This window comes from Pseudomonas sp. TE3895 (assembly GCF_056278855.1).
In genome coordinates this window covers 2,624,164-2,648,060 of sequence record NZ_JBWBQE010000001.1, presented here as the reverse complement: position 1 = coordinate 2,648,060, position 23,897 = coordinate 2,624,164, and the positions used below count along the sequence as shown (strand labels likewise).

Below are 23,897 nucleotides of genomic sequence, written 5' to 3'. Positions count from 1 at the left end.
GTGGGAGCGGCCTTGCGTCGCGAAAGGGCTGCGAAGCGGCCCCGGCGATCTCACGACATAAGACTGTTCCAAAATGACCCAGCCCACCCCCTGCTACCACTGCGCCCTGCCCGTCCCGGCCGGCAGCCGCTTCACCGCCGTGGTCCTCGGCCAGCCGCGGCAGTTCTGCTGCCCCGGTTGCCAGGCGGTGGCTGAGTCGATCGTCGCGGGTGGCCTGGAACATTACTACCAGCACCGCAGCGACAACAGCGCCAACCCCGAAGCCCTGCCCAAGCAACTGCAGGACGAACTGGCCCTGTACGACCGCAGCGACGTGCAGCAAACCTTCGTCCGCCACCAGGGCGAGCTGGCCGAAACCACCTTGCTTGTCGAGGGCATCAGCTGCGCCGCCTGCGGCTGGCTGATCGAAAAGCACCTGCGCAACCTGCCCGGTGTCGCCGAAGCCCGGTTGAACCTGTCCAACCACCGCCTGGCGCTGAACTGGGACGACAAGCAGCTGCCGCTGTCGCGCTTGCTCGCCGAACTTCGCCAGATCGGCTACGCCGCCCACCCCTACCAGCCTGACCAGGCCGCCGAGCAATTGGCCCGGGAAAACCGCAGCGCCCTACGCCGCCTGGGCGTGGCCGGGCTGCTGTGGTTCCAGGCGATGATGGCGACCATGGCCACTTGGCCGGAATTCAACATCGACCTGACACCCGAGCTGCACACGATCCTGCGCTGGGTGGCGCTGTTCCTGACCATTCCCATCGTGTTCTACAGCTGCGCGCCCTTCTTCAAGGGCGCGGCGCGCGACTTGCGAACGCGCCACCTGACCATGGACGTTTCGGTGTCGCTGGCCATTGGCCTGGCGTTCGGCGCCGGCATCTGGACAGCCATCACTGGCAGCGGCGAGCTTTATTTCGACACGGTGGGCATGTTCGCCCTGTTCCTGCTGACCGGCCGCTACCTGGAGCGCCGCGCTCGCGAGCGCACAGCGGCGGCCACTGCGCAGCTGGTCAACCTGCTGCCAGCCTCATGCCTGCGCCTGGACGCCATCGGGCGCAGCGAACGCATCCTGCTCAGCGAGTTACAGTGCGGCGACACCGTGCAGGTGCTGCCCGGCGCGGTCATCCCTGCCGACGGGCGCATCGTCGAGGGCCGCTCCAGCGTCGACGAATCGCTGCTGACCGGCGAGTATCTGCCGCAACCACGCCGGGTGGGTGAGCGGGTCACTGGCGGTACGCTGAACGTTGAAAGCGCGCTGAATGTGGAAGTGGAAGCCCTCGGCCATGACTCACGCTTGTCGGCCATCGTCCGCCTGCTGGAGCGCGCCCAGACTGAAAAACCGCGCCTGGCGGAAATTGCCGACCGCGCCTCGCAGTGGTTCCTGCTGTTCTCGCTGCTGGCCGCCATTGCCATCGGCCTGTGGTGGTGGCACCTGGATCCGGCACGGGCGTTCTGGATCGTGCTGGCCATGCTCGTGGCCACCTGCCCTTGTGCCCTGTCTTTGGCTACGCCAACCGCACTGACCGCCGCCACCGGAACCCTGCACAAGCTTGGTCTGCTGGTCACCCGCGGCCACGTGCTGGAAGGCCTGAACCACATCGACACGGTGATTTTCGACAAGACCGGCACACTGACCGAAGGCCGCCTGACCTTGCGCAGCATCCGCCCGCTCGGCAGCCAGGCCGCCGACCGCTGCCTGGCCCTGGCCGCGGCGCTGGAAAACCGCTCCGAACACCCCATCGCTCGCGCCTTTGGTCGTACCGCCACGCCTGCCGATGACGTACAGAGCGTACCCGGCCTGGGCCTGGAGGGGCTGGTCGACGGCCAGCGCCTGCGCATTGGTCAGGCTACCTTCGTCTGCGCCTTGAGTGGTGCGGAAATCCCCGCTGTGCCCGAGCCTCGCGGCCAGTGGCTGCTGCTGGGCGACCGCCAGGGGCCACTGGCCTGGTTCGGCCTGGATGACCGTCTGCGCGACGATGCCCCGGCCCTGCTCGCTGCCTGCAAGGCGCGCGGCTGGCACACCCTGCTGCTGTCGGGCGACAGCTCGCCGATGGTTGCCGAAGTGGCCGCGCAGCTGGGTATCGAGCAGGCCATTGGCGGCCTGCGCCCGGATGACAAACTGGACCGCCTGAAAGCCCTGCAGGCTGACGGGCGCAAGGTGCTGATGCTCGGCGACGGGGTCAACGATGTACCGGTACTGGCCGCCGCCGATATCAGCATCGCCATGGGCAGCGCCACCGACCTGGCCAAGACCAGTGCCGACGCCGTCTTGCTGTCCAACCGCCTGCAAGCGCTGGTGCAGGCGTTCGAGCTGGCCCGCCGCACCCGCCGCAACATCCTCGAGAACCTGCTGTGGGCGACCCTGTATAATGGCCTGATGTTGCCGTTCGCCGCGCTCGGCTGGATCACGCCGGTGTGGGCCGCCATCGGCATGTCGGTCAGCTCGCTGATCGTGGTGCTCAATGCCTTGCGCCTGACCCGTATGCCAGTGGCCTCGGGCCCGCTGCCCCACGAAGCCCCTTTACCCGGGAGGAAGTCGCCATGCCCGCCCTCTATGTCATGATCCCGGCAGCCCTGCTGCTGGTCGGCGTGGCCGTGTACATCTTCTTCTGGGCGGTCGACAGCGGTCAGTACGATGACCTTGAAGGCCCCGCCCACAGCATCCTGTTCGACGATCAGGACCCGCGCCACCAGGCGGCAGTGAAGCTTGACGATGCCCCGGCCGACACCGACAAGGAACCACCGCCCCGTGCCTGACCTGCTTGCGCTGCTGGGCTCGGCACTGGTCCTTGGCCTGCTAGGGGGCGGTCACTGCCTGGGCATGTGCGGTGGCCTGATGGGCGCACTGACCTTGGCCATCCCCCCCGAACAACGCGGCAAGCGCCTGCGCCTGTTGCTGGCGTACAACCTGGGGCGCATTTTCAGCTATGCCTGCGCCGGCCTGTTGCTGGGCCTGGCCGGCTGGGCCGTGGCCAGCAGCCCGGCAGCGCTGGCGCTGCGGGTGGCTGCAGCGCTGCTGCTGATTGCCATGGGCCTGTACCTGGCCGGCTGGTGGAGCGGGCTGACCCGTATCGAGGCGCTGGGCCGCGGGTTGTGGCGGCATATCCAGCCGATGGCGTCGCGCTTGCTGCCGGTGTCCAGCCTGCCCCGGGCGTTGCTGCTGGGCGCCTTGTGGGGCTGGCTGCCGTGCGGTTTGGTGTACAGCACCCTGCTGTGGGCCGCCAGCCAGGGCAACGCCGGGTACAGCGCGGTATTGATGCTCGCGTTCGGGTTGGGCACCTGGCCGGTGTTGCTGGCAACCGGGCTGGCAGCCGAACGGGTAAACGCCCTGTTGCGGCGACGCAGCGTGCGCGTGGCGGGCGGTGTGCTGGTGATGCTATTCGGTGTCTGGACTCTGCCGGGCCCACACCAGCACTGGCTGATGGGGCATTGACGGGGGCTGCAAAGCAGCCCCAATGCCCTTGATACAAATCAACACAGTTTCCTACAGACGGCCATAGACTCCGGTGCACTGCTGCTCTTTCCGGGGACTACCCTCATGCTCGACGACCTCCGTTGGGATACCGACCTGATCCGCCGCTACGATCTCGCCGGGCCACGCTACACCTCTTACCCAACCGCCGTGCAACTGCACAGCGAGGTGGGTTCGTTCGACCTGCTCAACGCCCTGCGCGAGAGCCGACGGGCCGTGCGCCCGCTGTCGCTGTACGTGCATGTGCCGTTCTGCGCCAACATCTGCTACTACTGCGCCTGCAACAAGGTCATCACCAAAGACCGTGCGCGCGCCGCGCCCTACCTGCAGCGCCTGGAGCAGGAAATCCAGCTGGTCGCCTGCCACCTGGACCCTAAACAACGTGTTGAACAGCTGCATTTTGGCGGCGGCACACCGACCTTCCTCAGCCATGTGGAACTGCGCCAGCTGATGGCCACCCTGCGCCAGCACTTCCACCTGCTGGACGACGATTCCGGCGACTACGGCATCGAGATCGACCCTCGCGAAGCCGACTGGTCGACCATGGGCCTGCTTCGCGAACTGGGCTTCAACCGCGTCAGCCTGGGTGTACAGGACCTCGACCCGGTCGTGCAGCGCGCGATCAACCGCCTGCAGAGCCTGGAGCAGACCCGCACCTTGATCGAGGCTGCGCGCACGCTGCAGTTTCGCTCGGTCAACCTCGACTTGATCTACGGCCTGCCCAAGCAAACCCCGGAAGGCTTTGCCCGCACCGTCGAAGAGGTGATCCGCCTGCAGCCCGACCGCCTGTCGGTGTTCAACTACGCTCACCTTCCCGAACGCTTCATGCCGCAACGGCGCATTGACAGCAACGATCTGCCCAGCGCGGCCGCCAAGCTGGAGATGCTGCACGCCACCATCGACCAACTGACCGCCGCCGGTTACCGCTACATCGGCATGGACCACTTCGCCCTGCCCGACGACGAACTGGCCATTGCCCAGGAAGAAGGCACCTTGCAGCGCAACTTCCAGGGCTACACCACCCACGGGCACTGCGACCTGATTGGCCTGGGCGTGTCGGCGATCAGCCAGATCGGCGACCTGTACTGCCAGAACAGCAGTGACCTCAACACCTACCAGGACAGCCTGTCCAACGCCCAGCTGGCCACCCAGCGCGGCTTGCTGTGCAACCACGACGACCGCATACGCCGGGCAGTGATCCAGCAACTGATCTGCCATTTCGAGCTGGATTTCGAACCCATCGAACAGGCTTTCACTCTGGATTTTCGCGGTTACTTCAACGACCTCTGGCCCGAGCTGCTGACCTTGCAGCGCGACGGCCTGATCAGCCTGGACGACAAGGGCATTCGCATCCTGCCCGCCGGCCGGCTGCTGGCGCGCTCGGTATGCATGGTGTTCGACGCCTATCTGGCGATGCACAACCGCCAGCGCTTCTCGCGAGTGATCTGAAAAACAAGGCGTTCAACCGCATGGACAAGCTTCCTTGTCAGGCACACTATGAGCACACAAGGACTCCCGGCAGGCCACCTGCCGGGGTTTCGCCAGCGCGCACCATCACCGCGCACACTGGCCTACACCCTGTGTCGTGAGTTACCCTTACGACTTATGTGTGCTTTCCCACAAGGATCGATTCAAATGTCCGAGCCAGTCAAACTGCGCCCACACAACCAGGCCCATTGCAAGGATTGCAGCCTGGCCCCTCTGTGCCTGCCTCTTTCGCTGAACCTGGAAGACATGGACGCGCTGGATGAAATCGTCAAACGCGGGCGGCCGCTCAAGAAAGGCGAGTTTCTGTTCCGCCAGGGTGACAGTTTTGGCTCGGTCTACGCAGTACGGTCCGGGGCCCTGAAAACCTTCAGCCTCAGCGACAGCGGCGAAGAGCAGATCACAGGCTTCCACCTGCCCAGCGAATTGGTCGGCCTGTCAGGCATGGATACCGAGGCCTACCCGGTATCGGCCCAGGCCCAGGAAACCACTTCGGTGTGTGAAATCCCCTTCGAGCGGCTGGACGAGCTGTCGGTACAACTGCCACAGCTACGCCGCCAGCTGATGCGGGTAATGAGCCGTGAAATCCGCGACGACCAGCAAATGATGCTGCTGCTGTCGAAAAAAACCGCGGACGAGCGCATTGCCACTTTCCTGGTCAACCTGTCGGCGCGCTTCCGTGCCCGTGGCTATTCGGCCAACCAGTTCCGCCTGAGCATGTCGCGCAACGAAATCGGCAACTACCTTGGCTTGGCGGTAGAAACCGTGTCACGGGTGTTCACCCGCTTCCAGCAGAACGGCCTGCTGCGCGCCGAGGGCAAGGAAGTGCACATCCTCGACCCGATCCAGCTGTGCGCGCTGGCCGGTGGTGCAATCGAGGCCTGAGGCCGGTTTTTAGCGGGTATACTTGGGCATTCGTTTTCCCAGGATACCCGCAACAATGCACAGCGAAGCCTTCGACCTCAAAGCCCTGATCCGCCCGGTAGTGGACTTCCCCAAACCGGGTGTGATCTTCCGCGACATTACCCCGTTATTCCAGTCGCCACGCGGGCTGCGCTATGTGGCCGATCAGTTCATCGAGCGCTATGTCGAGGCTGAATTCAGCCACATCGGCGCCATGGACGCGCGGGGTTTCCTGATCGGCTCGATCATCGCCCACCAGCTGAACAAGCCGCTGATCCTGTTCCGCAAGCAGGGCAAGCTGCCGGCCGACGTGTTGAGCGAGGGTTACCAGACCGAGTACGGCGAGGCCTTCCTGGAAGTGCATGCCGACAGCCTGTGTGAAGGCGACTCGGTGCTGATCTTCGATGACCTGATTGCTACTGGCGGTACGCTGCTGGCGGCGGCCAACCTGGTGCGTCGTACTGGGGCGCAGGTGTTCGAGGCGGCAGCGATCATCGACCTGCCGGAACTGGACGGGTCGCGCCGGTTGCAGGCGGCCGGGGTGCCTACCTTCTGCCTGACCGAGTTTTCCCTCAGCGAGTACTGAGTGGGCTTTTGGGGCTGCTTTGCAGCCCATCAGCGGGTAAACCCGCGCCTACAAAGGCCACGCATTTTTTGTAGGCTCGGGTTTACCCGCGAATGGGCCGCCAAGCGGCCCCAATGAATCAGAGCGAAATGGGCCGGCGCCCTGCAAAGGCATGGGCCAAGGTACCACCGTCCACCATCTCCAGCTCACCGCCCAGCGGCACACCATGGGCAATGCGAGACGCCACCAAGCCTTTCTCGCTCAGCAACTGGGCAATGTAATGCGCCGTCGCCTCCCCCTCCACCGTCGGGTTGGTCGCCAGGATCACCTCGGTAAAGGTGCCCTGCTCTTCGATCCGCGCCATCAGCTGCGGAATACCGATCGCCTCAGGCCCCAGGCCATCCAGCGGCGACAGGTGCCCCTTGAGCACGAAGTAACGCCCACGGTAGCCCGTCTGCTCCACCGCATACACATCGGTCGGCCCCTCGACCACGCACAGCTGGGTGTCGTCACGGCGCGGGTCGGCGCACTGCGGGCACAGTTCCTGCTCGGTGAGGGTGCGACACTGGCGGCAATGCCCTACCCCTTCCATGGCCTGGGTCAAGGCCTGAGCCAGGCGCAGCCCGCCACTGCGGTCGCGCTCGAGCAGTTGCAGGGCCATGCGCTGGGCGGTTTTCTGGCCAACGCCTGGCAAGATGCGCAGGCCGTCGATCAGTTGGCGGATGAGAGGGCTGAAGCTCATGGGAAAGGCCTGACAATTCAATAAGAGGCGGTTTATACCCAGCGGGGGCGATGGCGTCAAATCACCTCGCCCAAAGCCTGCAAGGTCTGCTTTTTTGTGGGAACGGCCTTGTGTCGCGAAAGGGCTGCGAAGCAGCCCCGGCATTCTATGCTGCAAAGCTGGAATCCGGGGGCCGCTTCGCGCCCCTTTCGCGACACAAGGCCGCCCCCACATAAATAGCAGACCGCAGCCGGGTGAAATCTACGCAAAAAAAAACGCCGCTGATATCAGCGGCGTTTTTGAGTACCTCAATGCCTTAGAACGGCATCTTGAATCCTGGCGGCAGCTGCATGCCGGCGGTCATGCCGCCCATCTTTTCCTGGCTGCTTTGCTCAACCTTGCGCACGGCGTCGTTCAGCGCAGCGGCAATGAGGTCCTCCAGAACTTCCTTGTCGTCTTCATCAGTCGACATCAGGCTCTGGTCGATGCTGACGCGCTTGACGTCGTGACGACCGGTCATCACCACGCTCACCAGACCGCCACCGGACTGACCGGTGACTTCGGCGTTGGCCAGTTCTTCCTGCATCTTCTGCATTTTTTCCTGCATCTGCTGGGCCTGCTTCATCAGGCCGGCCATGCCACCTTTCATCATGGGGTATACCTCGATTGGGTCATGTGATGCGGCCCGGCACCGGGCCGGCCGCATGGTTATCCGTTACTGGCCCTGACTGGCCAGGGCTTCTACAGGCTCAATAGTATCCTGCCGCACCTTGGCGCCGAACAACTTGATCATCTGCTGGATCAACGGATCCTGCTCGATCGACGCGACGGCGTCCTGCTGGCGCTCGGCACGCTTGCGCGCTGCGGCCTGAGCCGGGGTTTCCTGCTCGGGCAGGATCAGCTCGATACGCAGGTTCAGCGTGCGCCCCAAGTGCTGGTTGAGCGCTTCGTTCAGGCGCCGCTGCTGGGTGGCGTTGAACAACGCACCCTGGCCCGGGTCCAGATGCAGCAACCAGTCGTCGCCATCGGCGGCAATCAGCGTACAGTTTGCCGCGATGTTGCCTGTCATCCCGGACACAGGCAACTGTGGGAATAATTCCAGCCATTGCAGGGCCAGACCGGTGGCTGGTTTGGCTGCCGGCAACGGTTCGGCCGCCGGTTTGGACACATCTTCCTGAACATGCTCGGCCAGCTCGTCCAGGTAGCTGAAGCCTGCCGGGTCGCTTTCGCCACCGTAGTAGTCTTCGTCAAGCGGCGGCTCATCGTCGCGCTCCATCCCCACGGCAGCGTAGGCAGACGGGTCGAAAGGCGGCTCGTCGTGTGCCGGGGCGGCCTGTGGGGGCGCCACCGGGGCAACAGACTCGGGCTCGGGCGCAGGTGCCGGTTCGGGCGCGAGTTCAGCCGCTAACGGCGCGGGCGCAACGGCAGGCTCTTCCCACGGCAAGTCGACCACTTCGGCAACAGGCTCAGGTACGGAGATGGCCTCGGCTTCGGCCTTCAGCTCAACATCTGCCTCGGCCTCCGGCTCATGATCAGCCGTCGCGGGTGCAGGCACCTCCAGTTGCGGGGCTTGCGCTACAGGCTCCGCCGGCACAGCCGCGACAGGTGATGAAGGCTCGACCGGCGCCGCGGCTGCCACCTTCCCTGCAGGATCAGCTGTGGCCTGGCTGATCCCCGCTGGCTTTAGCACCGGCTTCGGTGCGTCGTCCGTGTCTGCCGGGCGGAACGCCAGCATGCGCAACAGCACCATCTCGAAGCCACCGCGCGGGTCCGGCGCAAGGGGCAGGTCACGGCGGCCTATCAGGCCCATCTGATAATAGAACTGCACATCCTCGGCCGGCAGCGCCGAAGCCAGCGCCAATACCCGCTCGCGATCACCCTGGCCGTTGTCTACCGCTTCGGGCAGCGCCTGGGCAATGGCTACACGGTGCAGCACATTGAGCATTTCGGCCAGAACGCCCGACCAGTCCGGCCCTTGCTCGGCCAGGTTACGCACGGCCTCCAGCAAAGCCCTGGCATCGCCTTCGAGCAGTGCCTGCAAGACCCCATACACCTGGCCATGGTCGAGGCTACCCAACATGGCACGTACATCGGCGGCCAGTACCTTGCCTTCACCGAAGGCGATGGCCTGGTCGGTCAGGCTCATGGCATCACGCATGGAACCATCGGCCGCACGGCCCAGCAGCCACAGGGCATCTTCCTCGAACGGCACATTTTCGGCGGCCAGTACGTGGCTGAGGTGCTCCACCACCCGCTCCGGGCTCATGTTCTTCAACGAGAACTGCAGGCAGCGCGACAGGATGGTGGCCGGCAGCTTCTGCGGGTCGGTGGTAGCGAGGATGAACTTGACGTAGGGCGGTGGCTCTTCCAGCGTCTTGAGCAAGGCGTTGAACGAGTGGGTCGAGAGCATGTGCACTTCGTCGATCAGGTAGACCTTGAAGCGCCCACGGCTGGGGGCGTACTGCACGTTATCGAGCAGTTCGCGAGTGTCCTCGACCTTGGTACGGCTGGCGGCGTCGATCTCGATCAGGTCGACAAAACGGCCTTCGTCGATTTCCCGGCACACCGAACAGGTGCCACAGGGCGTGGAGGTGATGCCGGTTTCACAGTTCAGGCACTTGGCGATAATACGGGCGATGGTCGTCTTGCCCACGCCGCGGGTACCGGTGAACAGGTAGGCATGGTGCAGGCGCTGGTTGTCCAAGGCATTGATCAAGGCCTTGAGCACATGGGTCTGGCCGACCATTTCGCGGAACGAGCGCGGACGCCATTTTCGTGCAAGAACCTGATAACTCATCGAAAAACCATCGTAGCCTGATCGAGCGGAAGATCGCTAATGCTAGCGGAGCGGGGGCAAAATTGCACCCTGCGCAACTCGTCTAAGCTTGGAATGGCGCATTGTCCAGGGAGGATTGCCTTTGCGAAGACTGCTGGCCCTGTTACTGCTGTGGTCTACAAACAGCCTGGCTGACCAGCCGGTGCTGCGCTTTTCCGTCGCCGAGAGCTGGAGCATGCCGCTGGTACGCATCGAAGGCGATCAGCCAGTGGAGGGATTGCTTTACGACCTGATGCAAACCGTTGCCAGGCAAGTGGGCGCTCGCCCCGAGTTCCACGTCATGGCCCGCCTGCGCCTGGAGGAGGCCATGAGCAGCGGCGACATTGATGTCCGTTGCTACGTCAGTACCCAATGGCTCAACGACCGCCCAAGGGATTTTGTGTGGAGTATCCCGCTGATTCATCAGCGTGACGTACTGGTCGGCCGCGCCGGCGACAGCACACCGATCCCCCCTGAGCAACTGCCACCCCAGGCGATCGGCACGGTGCTTGGCTACACCTATTCAACCCTGCAACCGCTGCTGGACCACGGCCAGCTGCACCGTGAGGACAGCCGCAGCCAGTTGCTGGTGCTGCAAAAGCTGCAGGCAGGCCGGTATCGCCATGCGGTGAGCAACCAGTTGTCGTTGCAGTGGTTCAACCAAGGGTTGCCAGCGGAGCAGCAATTGCAAGCGCTGGCGGTGCTGGACGAACAGGATTTGGGGTGCATGGTGCGCAACGATCCGGCGATACCGACACAAGGGCTGTTGCGGGCGTTGGTAAGGATGAAGCAGTCGGGGGAGATCGAGCGGATTTTGCAGCGGTATGGAGGGACGGGCGACCCGGACAGTATGTCTGTGGCCCGGCCCGAAATACCCAGCAAAATGCCGGCACACAGCCAGCGCAACTAACGCCCTGCTCATTTCGCGAACGCTTGCGCAAACACTGTGGGAGCGGGCTTGCCCGCGAACACCGGCATAGCCGGTGCCATCCACCACGTTATATTCTTCGCGGGCATGCCCGCTCCCACAGCGTTGTGCGGCACACTCACAATCTCTATCACAAACTCAATGTCACCGGCCTTTACGTTCAAACGCCAAGCTGACAGCATCCGCCTGCCCCCAGGCAATCTGCATGGCCCGCAACCCATGCTCCAACAACTACCTGGTTTCTTCGTCCTGAATACGCTCAAGCGCCCGCCGGATATCGCTGTAGGCGAACATCAGGTAGTGGGAAACATTCATCAACGCGAACTCCATCGGGACGATGCCTTCGCTGATCGCGCGGGAAAGGGATTTGCCTTGGGGAAGATCAAAGACGTGGGGCGGATCGGGGACCAATTTTTTCATGAGCTCACCATACCGGGCTGAGAGCACCCTTTTGCTTCCACACTTAGGGTGACAGTTGTACGCGGGGTGGAAGACCAGGGGTATGGCAAACCCGGCAGGCCCGAAGGCCTCCCACGCACAACTGTCATATCGACAGCCGCCAAACCACCCAGGCTTCCACACCCGATCGCTGAACTGACAGCGACCGCGAAAGCCTAGTGGGCGAGGTTGACCGGGACAATCAGACGGGAGTCGACGGAACACGTAGGATAATTCGCTATGCCTGCCTGACGTGTAGGGGCTTTCCTAGACTGTTATCAGACCTATCTTAAAGTGGGCACTCTGATCATGTGCTTACTGTTATCGGGCTCCCTGTCTTCACACCAAAGCCCGTAAATACGCACTCAAGAACAACCCCACACCAAACACAAAATGCGTGGCCAGGCTCTTCAGGCAGTTGCGCGCAGGCGTCGGCGTCCTGGACGCAAAGAACCCTGCCCCCATCGCTGGCTGCATGAGGCAAAACGGCGCCACAACTGTACCCACACCCACAACTACTGCTGGTAAAAGAGTAGGCGACCGCAACCAGCCCTCCCCTACGATCACAACCAGCAGCATCGCGAAAAGCACGCCGGTGGCGTAGTGAATCACCCATCCCCACGCCAACTCATTTCGCACCGGTTCCGCTTTGGCAATCGCTTGGTGCGAAACACGCCCGCCTAGCAGGTGCCCCGCCCAACGTCCGACCATGGCGAAATTCAGCGTTGCGATACCTAACCGCCTCAGCAGCAACCCCCACAGGTCCATCACTACAGTGGCACCAATGCCAATCGGCAATGCAGCTAGAAACATCGCAGTAAACGTCATTTGAACAAGCCCTCGAAGGTTGACGGTCATTACCATGCCGCGCAGCATAGAAGTTAAAGTCAACTTCAAGTCAAGGGCCCGAAATGGACATTGCCGACGTCGCCAAACGCACAGGCGTACCCGCATCGACACTGCGTTACTACGAGAAGAAAGGCTTGCTCAAGTCCTTGGCCGGGCGCGGCCAGCGACGACAGTTTGCAGCCGACGTGGCGGACAGGCTAGCGCTGATCGCCCTGGGGCAGGCTGCGGGGTTTTCGCTGGATGAAGTGGGGGCGATGCTGGTGGACCTGCAGGTCGACCGGCAGATGCTGATGGCCAAGGCGGACGAGCTGGATGCGCGGATCAAGCGGTTGCAGGCGATGAGCAAGGGGTTGCGGCATGCCGCGCAATGCCCTGAGAAAGATCATCTGGCATGCCCGAAATTCCAGCGGCTGATGAAGCTGTCGGCGGCGGGGCTCGGGAAAAACAGGGGCCGAATCGCCCTCACAAGATGATGGCATAATGATTCTAATGCGCCACTACTCAGTGTAAAGTTACGCGCCTCGACGCCCAGCCGTGCACGAGAACAACACTTACGCTTAGGAAATGTTGCATGTCCACAATTAGAAATCTGACCGCTGCCGCCCTGATAACGTTAACCACTGGTTGCGCTACCGGCCTCAATTCGGCCCAAGAGTCGGAACTTGCTAGCTACCGCGCCAAAAACCTCGCGGTTGAAGAAAAAAACCCTGGGCTGGCTGCCGGCCTCGGCCTGCTTCCGGGAGGAGGCTCGTTCTATGGTCGCGCCTACGGTTTTGGCGTCGTGAACTTGCTGTTTTGGCCTCTCTCAATTCTCTGGGACCCAGTGAGCGGGCATGATGCTGCAGAGTTCATCAACTACCAGGCCACCAAAGCTCACGTTGCGACGCTTAAGAAGCATGACATGGACGAGCTAGATGCCAAGCTGGAGTCCGACGCAATCGACCTCAAGCGGTACACGCTGGACAAACGCAGGATCGATGACAAATACAACCTGTAAGGGCTGCCGATCAGCGCAACGCTCGGCATGAGGAATACACGTTCCGACGATGCTCAGCGCGGACGTAGAAACCCCTGAGGCCATACACGACGTATGGCTTCTGTCTAATGTGACTGACATAACATTCAAGGATTATTCGAGTGAACTACTTCCGTTTGTTTATAGCCTCGGCATTTATTGCGCTTTGCACAGGGTGTGCTTCACCTGCCCAGATCTCCGGAATGGCCGTAATATCGGATCAAACCGATGCGCAATTCTATGACCAACGCCTGCATCGCAACATCCAGGTAACCGAGGTTAATGGCGGAGACAGCACCAATCCTCTCTGGACTTCGGAAATTGACGGCCCCGACTTTGGCGCAGCCCTCAAGCAATCACTTGCTAGCGCCGGCTTGCTAGGCGAAGGCCCCACTGCCTACACACTGCGCGCCAACCTGCTACGCGTCGATCAGCCCATTTTTGGCGCGGATTTCGAAGTCACCTGCGAGGCTGAATACACACTGACCGAGTCAAGTTCAAACGCCGTGATCTTCCGAGAGATCATCCGGACGCCATATACTGCCGGGATGGGCGACTCACTAATCGGGATCAAGCGTCTTCGCCTGGCCAATGAGGGTTCGGCTCGCACCAATATCAGCACACTTATGAAGCGTCTCAAGGCGCTCAACCCTGAGGCCAAGCAAGTCTCTTTGACGCAATAAGGCAGATGTTCGTTTGGCTGAGCGATAGCGCCTCCTGAATGCAGGCCTTATGAGGCAAGGGTTTCAGACTGACGAGGAGGCCGGCCATTCAACCATGCGGATATCCATCATGGGTGCTCAAGACTCGGGGTGTGATCAGAATTGTTCCACTCAATTGCTCCACTTTTCTGGTCCGCTCCGGTGACATTTTTGACTTACATCGTCCGACGCCAAGTTTGCTACCTATATCTTCGACTCCCGAAGCGTCTGCTCCCCAACCGCCATACCCTTGGCATATCCCTCCTATTGCATGACGTCAAGCTGCTCTGTTTCTCGAACCATTGTTGGCGGAGCAAGCGAGCAGGCAATTAGGCGAACTCCCTCTCACAGCAACTTTTCGGAAATAATGGCGAGAGCACCGCTCGACAACTAATTAGATCGGCTCCCGCCAGAAACAAAAACTTACTGGTACAGCGAAATGGTACCCTTCAACTGCTCCGCAAATCCGTAGAGATCATCCACAGATGCAATTGGGTGGCGCGTTTCGTTCTTTTCAGCGTCGAAGATCCCTATGTACTTCTGGCTGCGATTGAAGTGCAACCGGCAAATCGGTTTACGATTATTATCGTCCAGCAGAATCCCGAAGTAACTTTGGGTATCACGGTGAACGATCCGCTTTGCATCCACAACCGCCCGCACAATTGCCTTGACGATATGGAAGCCCTCAAGCTCTTCAAGAGTAGTCTGGACACGATCGTCGTCGCCGCTTCCCTCAGCAGACTCAGGCGCCGGAGCTGCTTGAACGGCCATCATCGCATAAGACGGCTCGACCGCACCGCTCATAGCCGACTTCAGCCTGTCGTTAATCTGATCTCCTAGGAACTGGATTGCCGCCTTCCTAGTCAAGGTGGTGAATTGCTCTCTAACTTTCTGGGTAATGATCCCGTCGTAGACGCGAGTAGCGAAGAACTTCACGAACTCGTCACTAGGCTGACTGAACTGCGAAGCCATCTCTTTCTTGATCTGGCCAACATACTTCAGTTCTCCTGCAGCACTGATGATCGAGTCAACATCGAACGCAGACTTGGTTAGCTTCTGAAGCTCCGGAAGGGCGTGCTCGTCCAGATCGAGAAGGTCTAGCTCCAAGAATGGCTTCTCATCCATCTTGTTAGGGGCATCGAGGTCGGTAAAGAACCGGTAAATCTGGCCATTGGTAAGGATCGAGATACGGGCGGTGGTGACGTGGAAGTACCGGAACAGCTGGCTCGCATGGTTGATATGCAGCGGTTCGCCGATCTTCTTGCACTCGATAAGGATCTGAATCTCGCCGTTCTTCATGATGGCGTAGTCGATCTTCTCGCCCTTCTTCGTCCCCACGTCGCAGACGTACTCTGGCGTAACCTCTGAGGGATCGAAGACGTCGTAGCCTAGGACGGAGTTGATGAAGGGCATGACAAAGGCAATCTTGGTCGCCTCCTCTGTCTGGATAGCAGGGCCCTGCTGGCGGATCTTGGCTGATAATGCGTTCAGTCGCTCTAAGAATTCCATCTCTCACTCCTCGCTCAGATGCCACATCCTAGTAGCACAGCCACCATACTGGCAATTGCAAATCACTGCGAGAGACAAGGGGAAAACGCCACATGAGCGAATGACAAGGTAGCGCCGAGATTGGCGTAACCAGAGAGGCTATTGGAGAGGCGAGATGACGAAGCTGCTCAGCACAGTGCACCACTTAGGTGTACTACGGCACTGGTCCACTTCGAAATTTTGAGCGAGAACAGTCCTTTAGAATTAAGGACCTACAGAATGGAGGCGGCCCCACCAGCCACACCCCGGCACTCGATGTTCCCGCTATGGCTGCTCCCTTCCGGGCCTGACCAGGTTAACGGGTAATCAATGCGGGGGGACCGATGGGGCCACCACTACATGCCTCGCTGAGCAGCGAGTGGCGCCATTGTACCGGTCTTTGGAGCAGATACAACCACCGCGGCAGAAAAAGTCATCATTTCTCAATGACTTGACAGGGTCGAGACGGCCTGGACGGGCCTCTTCGCGGGTAAACCCGCTCCTACGGGCGACCGCGCAGGCTTTTCAAGTTTTGAGCAAGACAGTTGCCCCCCACAGGGGGGCACGGATGCCTAGACCGCTATGCCGTGTTCGGCCAGGAATGTGACGAAGGCATCTTCGTCCAGTACCTTCACACCCAGCTCAGCAGCCTTGGCCAGCTTGGAACCTGCCCCAGGCCCTGCCACCACGCAGTGGGTCTTGCCGGAAACGGAACCGGCAACCTTGGCCCCCAGGCTTTCCAGCTTGTCCTTGGCAATGTCCCGGCTCATGCGCTCCAGCGTACCGGTCAGCACCCAGGTCTGGCCGGCCAGCGGCAAGCCTTCGGCTACCTTCTTCTCGCTGCTCCAGTGCATGCCGAACGCCAGCAGCTGCGCTTCGATGTCCCGGGCCAGTTTCTGGTTCGCTTCATCCTTGAAGAACTCACGCACTGCGTCGGCCTGCTTGGCCGCCAGGGCCTGGCGCAGGTCAATGCCGTCGGCGGCGATGATCTTGTCCAGGCTGTCGAGCTTGGCCACCAACTTCTCGGCACCGGTCGGGCCGACGGAGGCAATGTCGAGCTTGGCGATCATCCCGGCCAAGGTGGTGCTGGCGGCAAATTCGGCAGCCAGCTCACCTTCGTCCTGCAACTGCATACCGCTGTCAAGCAGCTGCTGGATAACCTTCTGGTTGTGCTCGTCTTCAAAGAAATTGTGGATCTCGTAGGCCACTTCGAGACCGATGTCCGGCAAATAGGTCAGCACCTGCGGCAATGCCTGCTGCACGCGCGCCAGGCTGCCCAGCGAGCGGGCCAGCACCTTGGCAGTCTCCTCGCCGACATCCGGGATGCCCAGCGCGTAGATGAAGCGCGCCAGGCTCGGGCGCTTGCTGGCTTCGATGGCATCCAGCAGCTTCTGGGTCGACACCTCGGCAAAGCCTTCAAGGCCGACGACCTGCTCGAACTGCAGCTTGTACAGGTCAGCCGGCGAGCCGATCAGGCCTTCATCCACCAACTGCTCGACACTCTTCTCACCCAGGCCGTCGATGTCCATGGCACGGCGCGACACATAATGAATGATCGCCTGCTTGAGCTGGGCGCCACAGGCCAGGCGGCCGACGCAGCGGTACACCGCACCTTCGCTGGTGGTTTCCTTGCCTTTGCTGCGCTTGACCAGCTGGGTGCGCTCGACCTGCGAACCACACACCGGGCACTCGCTTGGCACTTCTACCGGGCGGGCGTCTTGCGGACGACGCTCCAGCACCACCTGCATCACCTGCGGGATCACGTCGCCGGCCCTGCGAATGATCACCGTGTCGCCGATGCGCAGGCCCAGGCGGGCGATTTCGTCCATGTTGTGCAAGGTGGCGTTGGACACGGTCACACCGGCCACCTTGACCGGCTTCAGCCGCGCCACAGGCGTTACGGCACCCGTACGGCCAACCTGGAACTCAACGTCCAGCACCTCGGTCAGCTCTTCCATGGCCGGGAACTTGTGGGCAATCGCCCAGCGCGGCTCACGGGCGCGGAAGCCCAGCTCGCGCTGGGCGGCCAGGCTGTTGACCTTGAACACTACACCGTCGATCTCATACGGCAGGCTGTTACGCCGCTCGCCAATGTCGCGGTAGTAGGCCAGGCATTCTTCGATGCCCGCCGCATGCTTGAGCTCGCGGCTGATCGGCAGGCCCCAGGCCTTGAGTTGCTCGAGGATGCCGATGTGGCTGTCGCCGATGCTTTCGGACAACTGGCCGACGCCATAGCAGCAGAACTCCAGCGGGCGGCTGGCGGTGATTTTCGAGTCCAGCTGGCGCAAGCTGCCAGCGGCGGCATTGCGCGGGTTGGCGAAGGTCTTGCCACCGGCCTCGGCCTGGGCGGCATTGAGCCGGTCGAAACCGGCCTTGCTCATGTACACCTCGCCGCGCACCTCCAGCACTGCCGGCCAGCCCTTACCCTGCAACTTGAGCGGGATGTTGCGCACGGTGCGTACGTTGGCGCTGATGTCTTCGCCAGTGGTGCCGTCGCCACGGGTGGCGCCCTGCACCAGCTGGCCGTCGCGGTATAGCAGGCTCACGGCCAGGCCATCGAGCTTGGGTTCGCAGCTGTAGTCGACCGCGCCAGGCTGATCGAGGCCTTCTACCACGCGGCGACCGAACTCACGCAGGTCGGCTTCTTCGAAGGCGTTGCCCAGGCTGAGCATGGGCACTTCGTGGCGCACCTGGCTGAACGCCGCCAAGGCAGCGCCGCCAACGCGCTGGGTGGGCGAGTCGGGGGTTACCAGGTGCGGGTGTTCGGCTTCCAGCGCCTTGAGCTCGTTGAACAGGCGGTCGTATTCGGCATCAGGCACGCTGGGCTCGTCGAGCACGTAGTAGCGATAGTTATGCTGATCGAGCTCGGCACGCAGTTCGAGGATACGGGTTTCGGCGGTCATGGGATTTGTCTTCTCTTGCAAAGCAAAAGAGCAGCTTGGGGTGTGCGTGGAGTTTTAGGTGTCTATTGACTGTGCCGGCCTCTTCGCGGGTAAACCCGCTCCTACGAGGGCATCACATGCCTTTGTAGGAGCGGGTTTACCCGCGAAGAGGCCGGCACAGGCAACGACGATACCCGAACCGGCCAGCACGCCCTCAGGCTGCTCTTTCGTCTGGATCTGTCAGCGTTTCTGGGTCAGCGCACGGCGCTCGAACTCGACGATACGCTGGCGGTAGTGCTCGATGGTCTGGGCAGTCAGCACGCTGCGCTGGTCATCCTTGAGCTCACCGTTCAGTTCGTGGGCCAGCTTGCGTGCCGCGGCAACCATCACGTCGAAAGCCTGCTTCGGATGACGTGGGCCCGGCAAGCCGAGGAAGAAGCTCACAGCGCGAGTGCTGAAGTGATCGATGTCGTCCAGGTCGAACACGCCAGGCTTGACTGCGTTGGCCATCGAGAACAGCACCTCGCCGTGACCGGCCATGCTCTCGTGGCGGTGGAAGATGTCCATTTCGCCGAAGCGCAAGCCGCTTTCCAGGATGTTCTGCAGCAGCGCCGGGCCCTTGAAGCCACCCTCGTCGCGGGAGATCACGCTGATGACCAGCACCTCTTCGGCGGGTGGCAACTCCTTGACGCTGCTGCTGGCAGGCGCTGCGCCGCTGCTACGGTTGTTGTCGGCGGCAAAGTCGTCATCGCTGTCGGCAAACAGGTCGGGCTCGCGCGGCTCGGCGCTCAGGTTCAGGTCACCCTGCTGCACATCGGCAGCCGCACTGGCACGCTTGCCGCGCTTGCTGGCCTTGACCGGCTTGGGCTCACGCTCGCGATCACGCGCAGACGCGCTGAGCGACGGCAGGTCGCTTTCGTCCAGCTCAGGCTCCTTGTGGGTATCGAGCACTCGCGACGGGCCGAGCACCTCGGCACTGCCACCCTCTTCGTCTGGCAGGTTGGAATAACTGCGATCCAGACGGAATTTCAACTTGCCTTTCCCGCCGCGCATGCGGCGCCAGCCGTCGAAAAGAATCCCGGCGATAACAATGATGCCGATGAGGATCAGCCACTCGCGCAGACCGATTTCCATGTAATCCCGTGCCTCTATAAAAATATGCTTGAAAACAAAGGGTTCAAAGCCCTTTAACACGTGGCGCCAACTCTATGTTCTGACAGGCGTTTTACCCACGCAAAAAACGAGTGACATTAAGCTAGCACGACCAAAGACAACTTTACACCGTCTGTCGCACACGGCGGGGGCATTTCGCTGCAGAATGTGCCCCTATCGTCGTGCATCAAGCGTCGACCATGGCCATGGCCGCCTCCACATCAACTGCAACAAGGCGTGAACAACCCGGCTCATGCATGGTCACCCCCATCAATTGGTCCGCCATCTCCATGGCAATCTTGTTATGGGTGATGTAGATGAACTGCACGCTTTCACTCATTTCCTTGACCAGACGCGCGTAGCGCCCGACGTTGGCATCGTCCAGCGGTGCATCGACCTCGTCGAGCATGCAGAACGGTGCGGGGTTCAACTTGAAGATGGCAAACACCAGCGCCAAAGCGGTCAGTGCCTTCTCGCCGCCGGACAGCAGATGGATGGTGCTGTTCTTCTTGCCCGGCGGTCGCGCCATGATCGTTACCCCTGTATCGAGTAGATCTTCGCCCGTCAGTTCCAGATAAGCGCTGCCACCACCGAAAACTTTTGGGAAAAGTGCCTGTAATCCGGCATTTATCTGATCAAAGGTATCCTTGAAGCGGTTGCGGGTTTCCTTGTCGATTTTGCGGATGACGTTTTCGAGGGTCTCCAGCGCTTCGACCAGGTCGGCGTCCTGAGCGTCCAGGTATCGTTTGCGCTCGGATTGCTGCTCGTATTCTTCGATGGCCGCCAGGTTGATCGCCCCCAGGCGCTGGATGCGCGCTTCAAGCTGTTCCAGCTCCTGCTCGGTGCCCTGCTCGCTGGCCTCGGTTTCCAGGGTGGCGAGCACGCCTTGCAGGTCATAGCCGTCGGCCAGCAACTGCTCTTGCAGGGTCTTGCGCCGCACATCCAGGCCCTGGCACTCCAGGCGCAACTGCTCCAGTTGACCACGCAGCAGCTGGGCCTGCTGCTCGGCCTGGGTGCGGCGTTTTTCGGCATCGCGCAGTTCGCGGTCAGCTTCGTCCATGTGCAGGCGAGCCAGGCGCATTTCCTCGTCGACGCTCATGCGCCGCTCCAGCAGCTCCTCCAGCTTCAGGCGCAGTTCTTCCTGCGGGGCTTCACCCTCCTCCAGGTTCAGGCTCAGTTGTTCCTGGCGCTCGGTCAGGCGCGCAGCTTGCTGCTCCAGACGCTCCAGCGCCTGGCGGGTGGAGTCGTGCTGGGCACGCAACGACCCCAGGCGCACCGCCAGCTGGTGAGCGTGGTCCTTGTGCTGGCGGGCCTCCTGACGCACCCGGTCAAGGCTTTCGCGCAGGGTGTCGCGGCGGGCCATCAACTGTTCGCGCTGCTCGGTGTCCTGGGCCATGAGCTCCAGAGCCTCTTGCAGCAGCAGGCGTGCTTCGCCCAGTTGCTCGTGTTCCAGGGCGCGCTGCTCTTCCAGCTCGCCCAGCTCTTCGTGCAGGCGGCGGCGGCGCAGCTCGACCTGCTCGGCGCGCGCGCGGCTGGCCGAAAGACTGGCCTTCAGCTCGCCGTGCAGGCGGTTTTCATCCTGGGTGCGGCGGCGCAACTGTTCGCGCTGCTCCTCCAGGTCCAGTTGCTGCTCGCGCAGGGCCTGCAACTGTTGATCGAGCTGTTCCAGCGCCGCTTCCTGTTCCAGTTGTTCCTGGCCCAGGCGTTCGATTTCCTGGCCGCGCGCCAACACGCCGCCTTCGGCCTCGCCACCCCGGCGTACCCGCAGGAAGTGCCGGCCGACCCAGTAGCCATCGCGACTGACCAGGCTCTGCCCTTCGCCGAGCGATCCGCGCTGCTCCAGTGCCTGAGCCAGGTCTTCCACAGGCCTGACCTGGCCCAGCCAGGGCGCCAGGTCGATACGGCCCTCGACCTTCTCCAGCAAGCTGCCGGGCAACGTCGCCCCCGCGCCGACGGCCAGCAGCAAGCGCAGCTCACCCTGTTCCAGGCCGGCAAAATCGAGGTCGTTGAAATCGTCCACCAGCACAGCCTGCAGATCGGCGCCAAGCACCGTCTCTACCGCCAGCTCCCAACCCGGCTCCACCCGCAAGCCTTCGGCCAGCCGCGGCTGTTGCTCCAGCCCTTGGCCGTGCAGCCATTGCGCAGCACCTGCGCCCGGCTCCAGGGCGGCCTGCTGCAAGGCTTCAAGCGAGGCCAGGCGCCCGCCCAGACGCTGCAGGTCGCCCTGTGCCTGCTGTTGCGCCTGGGTGGCCTGCTGCAGTTGCTCGCGCGCGCTTTCCAGGCGCTCGATCACCTGCTCTTCGCAGAGCTGCAGTTCCTCCAGCAGCATTTCGCTGCTGGCCAGTTGCTCGGCCAGTTCGAGCATGGCGGCATCCTGCGGGTCGCTGCCCAGTTGCTCGCGCTCCTCGACCAACTTGCGCTGGCGCTCGGCCTGGCGTTCAAGGCTGGTTTCCAGCTGCTGCAGGCGCGCCTGCTGCACTTCGGCCTGGCGGCGCGGTTCGGCGGAGCGGCTGTTGAAGCTGTCCCACTGCTCCTGCCAGCCGTGCATGCCCAGCTCGGCCTCTTCAAGCGCGGCAGCGGCTTCCTCGGCAGCAGCCAGGGTCATTTCCTGCTCGGGTTCGAGCATGGCCAGCTCTTCGCCCAAAGTCGCCAGCAGGGTACGGTCGTGCCCCAGGTGCGATTCGGTTTCCAGTCGTGTGCGCTCGGCTTCCTTGAAGTCGTCCTGCAACTGCCGCAGGCGCTGCTGGCCATGCTGGATACTCTGCTCGACCCGGGCGATGTCACCGGCCACCGAATAGAAACGGCCCTGCACTTGGTTGAAGCGTTCGGACAGTTCGTGATGACCGTCGCGCAGGCGTTCGATACTGGCATCGGCATTGCGCTGCTCGGCCACCAGTGCCTCGTGAGAAACGCCCTGATCGCCGATCACCGATTCGCGCTGGCTTACTTGTTCGTCCAGGTCTCGCCAGCGCAAGGCAGACAGGCGCGCTTTCATCTGCCGCTCCTGAGCCTTGTACTCACGGTACTTCTCGGCTGCCTGGGCCTGGCGATGCAGACGCTCCAGCTGGCGCTCGAGCTCTTCGCGCAGGTCGGTCAGGCGCGCCAGGTTTTCCTGGGTGCGGCGGATGCGGTTCTCGGTTTCGCGGCGGCGCTCCTTGTATTTGGAAATGCCAGCCGCTTCCTCGATGAAGTTGCGCAGCTCCTCGGGCTTGGCCTCGATCAGCTTGGAGATCATGCCCTGCTCGATGATCGAGTAGCTGCGCGGCCCCAGACCCGTCCCGAGGAAAATATCCGTGATGTCACGCCGGCGGCACTTGGTGCCGTTGAGGTAATAGCTGTTCTGCCCGTCGCGGGTAACCTTGCGGCGGATCGAAATCTCGGCGTAGGCGGCATACTCGCCGACCAGGGTGGTTTCGCTGTTGTCGAACACCAGTTCGATACTGGCCTGGCTGACCGGCTTGCGGCCACTGGAGCCGTTGAAGATGACGTCGGTCATCGACTCGCCGCGCAAGTTTTTCGCCGAACTCTCGCCCATCACCCAACGCACCGCGTCGATGATATTGGACTTGCCGCAGCCGTTTGGGCCGACCACGGCCGCCATGTTGCTGGGGAAGTTGACCGTGGTCGGGTCGACGAACGACTTGAACCCGGCCAGGCGAATGCACTTCAGGCGCATCGGTCAGCCTCTGGCCAGTGCCGCCAGCACCAGTTCGCAGCTGCGCTGGCCATAGGCGGTGAGCACCTCGCGAATGCGCGGCAGGTCGCGGGAGACCACGGCTTCGAGCAGGCGGGCGAACAGGTCGAGATAGTCGATCATGTTGGCCTGGCGCTGGTCCAGCGACAGGTAATAGGCACGGCTCATGGCCGGTTGCAGGTTTTCCACGGTTTCCTGCAGGAACGGGTTGTCGGCGAACGGATAGGCCGCACGCATGACCGCAAAACTGTCGGCGACGAAGGTCTTGATGTCGAGCTGGTCATGGGCACGCTGCAGCCGCTGCTGGATCTCCAGAAACGGGCGCAGGTCGGCTTCGGTGCGCCATTTTTGCGCAACCGCATTGCCCAGCAGGATGTAGAACTCGCCCATCAGCGAGCACAGGCTACGAACGCTGCGTTCGTCCAGTTCGGTGACATGGGCACCACGTCGCGGCAGGATCGCCACCAGATGGCGGCGTTCGAGGATCAGCAGTGCTTCGCGCACCGAGCCGCGGCTGACGTTGAGCGCCTGGGTAACCTTCTGCTCCTGGATACGCTCGCCTGGCGCCAGCTCGCCGCGGATGATGCGTTCGGCCAGGTAATCGGCAATCTGCTCGGAGAGGCTGTCCGGGGCCTTGAACGTCATGGTTTTCCTTCAAAATCATTGAACTGGGCACAAGGGGCGAATTGTAGCGTACTTGGGCGGTAATCGCGCAGAGGGGCCAGGTGGTTTATTTGACCTGTCAGACAGCCACGCGCCCGGCGC

At 62.2% G+C, this 23,897-nt stretch carries 20 protein-coding genes and 1 other RNA gene; 10 read left to right on the top strand and 11 right to left on the bottom strand.

The genetic code is table 11. The annotated features are described in order from the left end of the window. The first annotated feature begins 73 nt into the window (after nt 1-73). The 6 genes from ACZ889_RS12025 (at nt 74) to ACZ889_RS12000 (ending at nt 6,431) form a co-directional block, all read left to right on the top strand. Nucleotides 74-2,548 carry a heavy metal translocating P-type ATPase gene (locus ACZ889_RS12025; protein ID WP_476257399.1) on the top strand — a complete coding sequence of 825 codons (2,475 nt, stop codon included), beginning with the start codon at nt 74-76 and terminating at the stop codon, nt 2,546-2,548. Continuing rightward, on the top strand, nt 2,527-2,742 hold the full coding sequence (gene ccoS / locus ACZ889_RS12020) for a cbb3-type cytochrome oxidase assembly protein CcoS (protein WP_003254296.1): 216 nt from the start codon (nt 2,527-2,529) through the stop codon (nt 2,740-2,742). The genes ACZ889_RS12025 and ccoS overlap by 22 nt, the downstream gene beginning before the upstream one ends. Continuing rightward, nucleotides 2,699-3,418, top strand: coding sequence for a sulfite exporter TauE/SafE family protein (locus tag ACZ889_RS12015; RefSeq protein WP_265181024.1), 720 nt, complete (start codon nt 2,699-2,701; stop codon nt 3,416-3,418). The genes ccoS and ACZ889_RS12015 overlap by 44 nt, the downstream gene beginning before the upstream one ends. Nucleotides 3,419-3,523: 105 nt before the next feature. Beyond that, entirely contained in the window at nt 3,524-4,906 is a 1,383-nt protein-coding gene (gene hemN / locus ACZ889_RS12010; protein WP_476257398.1) for an oxygen-independent coproporphyrinogen III oxidase, read from the top strand. A gap of 186 nt (nt 4,907-5,092) precedes the next feature. Continuing rightward, entirely contained in the window at nt 5,093-5,827 is a 735-nt protein-coding gene (fnrA, locus tag ACZ889_RS12005; protein WP_003254301.1) for a Crp/Fnr family transcriptional regulator FnrA, read from the top strand. Nucleotides 5,828-5,882: 55 nt separating this feature from the next. Further along, complete coding sequence (locus tag ACZ889_RS12000; protein ID WP_003254303.1) at nt 5,883-6,431, top strand: adenine phosphoribosyltransferase; 549 nt, start codon at nt 5,883-5,885, stop codon at nt 6,429-6,431. Between the two features lie 118 nt (nt 6,432-6,549). Here ACZ889_RS12000 and recR read toward each other — a convergent pair whose 3' ends face one another. The 3 genes from recR to dnaX form a co-directional block, all read right to left on the bottom strand. Continuing rightward, the gene (recR, locus tag ACZ889_RS11995) at nt 6,550-7,152 is read right to left on the bottom strand and encodes a recombination mediator RecR (RefSeq protein ID WP_003254304.1); all 603 of its coding nucleotides are present in this window, start codon (nt 7,150-7,152) and stop codon (nt 6,550-6,552) included. A 295-nt stretch (nt 7,153-7,447) separates the two neighbouring features. After that, entirely contained in the window at nt 7,448-7,783 is a 336-nt protein-coding gene (locus ACZ889_RS11990) for a YbaB/EbfC family nucleoid-associated protein (RefSeq protein WP_003254305.1), read from the bottom strand. A gap of 63 nt (nt 7,784-7,846) precedes the next feature. Further along, nucleotides 7,847-9,928 carry a DNA polymerase III subunit gamma/tau gene (gene dnaX / locus ACZ889_RS11985; protein ID WP_180688611.1) on the bottom strand — a complete coding sequence of 694 codons (2,082 nt, stop codon included), beginning with the start codon at nt 9,926-9,928 and terminating at the stop codon, nt 7,847-7,849. Nucleotides 9,929-10,049: 121 nt separating this feature from the next. Between dnaX and ACZ889_RS11980 the strand changes: the two genes are divergently transcribed. Beyond that, on the top strand, nt 10,050-10,856 hold the full coding sequence (locus ACZ889_RS11980) for a substrate-binding periplasmic protein (protein WP_180688612.1): 807 nt from the start codon (nt 10,050-10,052) through the stop codon (nt 10,854-10,856). Nucleotides 10,857-11,105: 249 nt separating this feature from the next. Here ACZ889_RS11980 and ACZ889_RS11975 read toward each other — a convergent pair whose 3' ends face one another. Further along, nucleotides 11,106-11,294 carry a hypothetical protein gene (locus ACZ889_RS11975; protein ID WP_475508488.1) on the bottom strand — a complete coding sequence of 63 codons (189 nt, stop codon included), beginning with the start codon at nt 11,292-11,294 and terminating at the stop codon, nt 11,106-11,108. A 357-nt stretch (nt 11,295-11,651) separates the two neighbouring features. Continuing rightward, entirely contained in the window at nt 11,652-12,140 is a 489-nt protein-coding gene (locus ACZ889_RS11970) for a DUF2938 domain-containing protein (RefSeq protein WP_102885903.1), read from the bottom strand. An 83-nt stretch (nt 12,141-12,223) separates the two neighbouring features. Between ACZ889_RS11970 and ACZ889_RS11965 the strand changes: the two genes are divergently transcribed. From ACZ889_RS11965 to ACZ889_RS11955, 3 genes are all read left to right on the top strand, one after another. Continuing rightward, complete coding sequence (locus tag ACZ889_RS11965; RefSeq protein ID WP_060539049.1) at nt 12,224-12,634, top strand: helix-turn-helix domain-containing protein; 411 nt, start codon at nt 12,224-12,226, stop codon at nt 12,632-12,634. Nucleotides 12,635-12,732: 98 nt separating this feature from the next. Continuing rightward, on the top strand, nt 12,733-13,158 hold the full coding sequence (locus tag ACZ889_RS11960) for a hypothetical protein (RefSeq protein ID WP_060539047.1): 426 nt from the start codon (nt 12,733-12,735) through the stop codon (nt 13,156-13,158). Nucleotides 13,159-13,298: 140 nt separating this feature from the next. Next, nucleotides 13,299-13,859, top strand: a complete 561-nt coding sequence (locus tag ACZ889_RS11955; RefSeq protein ID WP_257645121.1) for a hypothetical protein — start codon at nt 13,299-13,301, stop codon at nt 13,857-13,859. 441 nt (nt 13,860-14,300) lie between these two features. On the opposite strand, the gene ACZ889_RS11950 is transcribed toward ACZ889_RS11955, so the two are convergent. From ACZ889_RS11950 to ACZ889_RS11925, 6 genes are all read right to left on the bottom strand, one after another. Then, nucleotides 14,301-15,386, bottom strand: coding sequence for a type I restriction endonuclease (locus tag ACZ889_RS11950; RefSeq protein ID WP_060539045.1), 1,086 nt, complete (start codon nt 15,384-15,386; stop codon nt 14,301-14,303). A gap of 268 nt (nt 15,387-15,654) precedes the next feature. Further along, nucleotides 15,655-15,751, bottom strand: an RNA gene (gene ffs / locus ACZ889_RS11945) — signal recognition particle sRNA small type. 225 nt (nt 15,752-15,976) lie between these two features. Continuing rightward, complete coding sequence (ligA, locus tag ACZ889_RS11940; RefSeq protein WP_180688613.1) at nt 15,977-18,307, bottom strand: NAD-dependent DNA ligase LigA; 2,331 nt, start codon at nt 18,305-18,307, stop codon at nt 15,977-15,979. 219 nt (nt 18,308-18,526) lie between these two features. Beyond that, nucleotides 18,527-19,420: a cell division protein ZipA gene (gene zipA / locus ACZ889_RS11935; protein ID WP_179052263.1), complete on the bottom strand. Its 894-nt coding sequence runs from the start codon at nt 19,418-19,420 to the stop codon at nt 18,527-18,529. 205 nt (nt 19,421-19,625) lie between these two features. Further along, complete coding sequence (gene smc, locus ACZ889_RS11930) at nt 19,626-23,114, bottom strand: chromosome segregation protein SMC (protein ID WP_476257397.1); 3,489 nt, start codon at nt 23,112-23,114, stop codon at nt 19,626-19,628. 3 nt (nt 23,115-23,117) lie between these two features. Then, nucleotides 23,118-23,777, bottom strand: a complete 660-nt coding sequence (locus ACZ889_RS11925; RefSeq protein ID WP_003254317.1) for a GntR family transcriptional regulator — start codon at nt 23,775-23,777, stop codon at nt 23,118-23,120. Between the last annotated feature and the right edge of the window lie 120 nt (nt 23,778-23,897).